This window comes from Candidatus Thermoplasmatota archaeon (assembly GCA_029907305.1).
Taxonomy (GTDB): domain Archaea; phylum Thermoplasmatota; class E2; order DHVEG-1; family DHVEG-1; genus JARYMC01.
On sequence record JARYMC010000110.1, the window covers coordinates 1 to 3529 of the forward strand.

Annotated in this window: 4 protein-coding genes; all 4 read right to left on the reverse strand. The window is 36.3% G+C overall.

Annotated features, from left to right (window positions below):
- Positions 1-104: 104 nt before the first annotated feature.
- The 4 genes from QHH19_06990 to QHH19_07005 all read right to left on the reverse strand — a co-directional run bounded on the left by QHH19_06990 (position 105) and on the right by QHH19_07005 (position 3333).
- Entirely contained in the window at positions 105-686 is a 582-nt protein-coding gene (locus QHH19_06990) for an XTP/dITP diphosphatase (GenBank protein ID MDH7518065.1), read from the reverse strand.
- A complete protein-coding gene (locus QHH19_06995) occupies positions 683-1306 on the reverse strand; it encodes a KEOPS complex kinase/ATPase Bud32 (protein ID MDH7518066.1) in 624 nt (207 codons plus the stop codon). Before QHH19_06995 ends, QHH19_06990 begins: the two co-directional genes overlap by 4 nt.
- A complete protein-coding gene (locus tag QHH19_07000; protein MDH7518067.1) occupies positions 1299-2294 on the reverse strand; it encodes a bifunctional N(6)-L-threonylcarbamoyladenine synthase/serine/threonine protein kinase in 996 nt (331 codons plus the stop codon). The genes QHH19_06995 and QHH19_07000 overlap by 8 nt, the downstream gene beginning before the upstream one ends.
- A gap of 85 nt (positions 2295-2379) precedes the next feature.
- Positions 2380-3333: a hypothetical protein gene (locus QHH19_07005; protein MDH7518068.1), complete on the reverse strand. Its 954-nt coding sequence runs from the start codon at positions 3331-3333 to the stop codon at positions 2380-2382.
- Positions 3334-3529 lie beyond the last annotated feature (196 nt).

Genomic DNA, 3529 nt, shown 5'->3' on the forward strand with positions numbered 1-3529 from the left:
GTCTTCGCTCGTTATTTCAACTACTTTCTTTTTTCTATGGTTATCTTACATCCCATCCACATATCACCAAAGAAGGTGATACAATTTATAATATTTTAATTATGCTAGGACACTAGGGAATTTTCTATCTTTTGTTTTTTAAAAAAATCAGCCAATTTATCTAAGGATCTCCCCCTATGGGATAGAAGGTTTTTTTCTTTTATCTCCATCTGAGCAAAAGTCCTTTTTTCACCAGATGGGATAAAGATAGGGTCGAAACCGAAACCATGGGTGCCTAACTCTCTTGTAGTTATATCACCATGGCATTCACCAACAAAAATTAATGGTTTTTCACCAGGTTCTTTATAGGCTATGACTGACTTGAAAGTAGCTTTTCTGTTTTCCTCGCCATCCATCAGTTTAAGTATCCCTTTGCAGCCTATGGTACGGAAAACATAGGATGAGTACACACCAGGGAAACCTTTTAGATGATCAACAAAAAGACCTGCATCCTCCAAAAAAAATGGTTTATCAAACCTTTTTTGTATGTCCTCTACACCAAAACATATGACTTCTTCTAGTGTATCAGCCTGTATCTCAGGGTAACCAATATTATGTTGAATAACATCAAAACCAATGGTTGATAGTTTTTCTTTTGCCTCAGCTTGCTTACCCTTGTTACTTGTGATAAAATATATTTTCTTCATCGGTACCTACCTCTTTTCACAATCTCATCTATCTTGTTGATAACATGCTCAGGGTTACCCCTGTATTCTCTTCTATAACCTTCTAAAACATATTCAAAACATTTTGAGTGTTTCGAGTGCGTTGACTCTATAGCCTCCATTAAAACATGTAAATCCACACCTTTTGCTTCTATCTCACTGTTTTTCTCCCCTAAACCAAAATCTATGAAATGTATTCTATCATCCATGAGTATCATGTTTGATGTTGTAATGTCACCATGTATTATGTTGTTGTTATGAAATCTCGCTATGCTCTCACCTATTTTGTTGCATATACGTTTTCTTTCTTTTTCACTAACTCTATTCAGGATGTCTTTTATTCTTTTACCCCTAAGGTACTCCATTGTTATAACACCATTTAAAAGATCCACATCATAGATTATCGGTGTAGATATACCATGCATGCGTGCCTCTATCATCAATTTCGCTTCTTCGCGTGTACGATATGATCTCAGCTTGTCATCAATGTTTTTTATACGATAGGTTTTTTTAATCCTCCTTTTTTGGACTACGGTATAGCCCATGTGTTTAGAGAGTGTTATCTCAGCCTCTGCACCCCGGTATATTATTTTTTTAGTCACGCCAGCTCACATCCACCATATCTGTTCTAAAGTATTGGTCTATAACAGTCTCCTCTATACTCATCCTTACCCCGCTTTTGTACATCAATAAACCAAGCCACGCTATCATAGCACCATTATCGATGCATAAATCTTTTGATGGAACAAAAAAACGTGCACCCCTTTCCTTGGCCATAGTGTTAACCATATCCTGAAGACGTTTATTAGCAGCAACACCACCACCAAGAAGCACCTCATACTTATCTGTGTGCGCCATAGCCCTCTCTGTAACCTCTGTCAAAGCAGCAAAAGTAGTTTCCTGTATAGAGTAACATATATCCTCAACTTTTTCCCCGTTTTTGTAATATTGTTCTGCTGCTGTTAACAAACCTGAGAAAGCAAGGTCCATACCCTTTATAGAATAAGGTAAATCAAGGTATTGTTTACCGTTTTTTGCAAAATCCTCAATCTTTGGTCCACATGGGAAATCCAAACCAATGGTTCTACCAAATTTATCAAGACAGTTACCAATACCTATATCCAGGGTTTCACCAAAAACACGGTATTTACCCTCTGCAAAAGCTATAACCTGCGTGTTAGCACCAGATGTATAAAGCAAGACAGGGTCTTTACAACCAGCTAACGTCCCACGTCCTATCTCAAGATGAGCAACACAATGATTCACACCAACAATTGGTTTATCCAATGACAAAGAAAGAGCCCTAGCAGCTGTAGCAGCGGTTCTAAGACAAGGCCCAAGACCAGGACCCTTTGAAAAAGAAATCAAGTCAACATCATCGAAATTAACCCCAGATTTTTTAATCGACTCCTTTATAAGATCAGCCACATACTCAGCATGGTGATTAGCTGCTTCCCTCGGATGTATACCACCTTTTTTAGGCCTATAAATCTTAATAACATTAGAAAGAACCTTGCATTTCCCCCTGATATCCTCTACAATTCCAATACCAATAGTATGAGCTGTTCCTTCAACACCCAGGCATATCATGATAAATGGCTGTAAAGAGGAACAATATAAAATAAATTTGGTTCACAAAAAAACAAAATAAAATATAAAGATCGATGGGTCTCAATCAATGATCCTTGTTTTCCTCTACAACATACTCCTGATATATATAAATAACACCTGTTTTGAATAAAATGAATATGATTAATACAATTGCTGCTACAACTCCAGCCACGGTTATAAGCGGCATCGGCAATTCAACAAATCTTTCCTCCTCATAGACTGCTATGGTACCATAAAACGGATTGTACACATAATCCCATAAATTGTCTCCATTAAAATCTATCAGATATAAACCATCTCTGGTTACCTGAACCATTGTATTAATATTTTTAAGAGGGTTATAAAAAACATCTTTTATACCATCCCCTGTGATATCAACAAGATAATAATCTACTGTGTTGATCCCAATAGTTCTAACATCTGATTTATCCTTTGGGTTAGAACCTAACTTAAGTTCAACATTATCAACTAAACCATCATTATCATCATCCTCATCACCCATATATTTCCCATCATTTGAATTTTCATCTGGTACACCATCTCCATCTGTATCTAACGGGAAACTAGATCGATTAGAAAAATCAGTGTTGTAAGAGAACTCAATCTCATCGATATAACCATCACCATCAAAATCTGATTCCATAACAACAATCAAAGGGGGAGACCATTGGCTTTCTACATTATATGAGGTTTTTTGTTTAACTCTAACATTATACGTACCAGGTAATTTCCAACTATGTGACTGAGAAATCAACGTATCAGATTCACCTACCTTAACCCAACCAGTATTTGTGCCATCACCCCAGTCAAAAACCCAAAATGACCCAACATCTCTCGTATAAACAACATATTCGTAGTTGATGTTCGTAAAACCTTTTGTTTTACCATGTGGTGGCTCAGGTGTATATGATGCCGAAGCAGCCCAAACATTTTCATTGAAAAATAAAACCAATAATAAAAATGTAAAAATAAACAACGAAAAACCTAGCTTCTTCTTTAGATTAGCTATATTTTGCATCTGCAGCATCCCATCAAATCATACATGATTACATCTAAGTTTTATGTTAATTTAGATGTTTTGTGCATCCCTAAACTAACACAGAAAAATGAGTTAAACTCTATATAAACCTTTGCTGAATGTAAAGATGACATGTTAAAGTTGCCTCGCCTCTCAGATAAGAGAGGTGAGATAGATGAACTATGTAGGATTAGAT

Excerpts from the sequence above, each read along its gene's own strand:
- QHH19_06990 (MDH7518065.1), bottom strand. The coding sequence starts at position 686 with ATGAAGAAAATATATTTTATCACAAGTAACAAGGGTAAGCAAGCTGAG.
- QHH19_07000 (MDH7518067.1), bottom strand. The coding sequence starts at position 2,294 with ATGATATGCCTGGGTGTTGAAGGAACAGCTCATACTATTGGTATTGGA.
- QHH19_07005 (MDH7518068.1), bottom strand. The coding sequence starts at position 3,333 with ATGCAAAATATAGCTAATCTAAAGAAGAAGCTAGGTTTTTCGTTGTTT.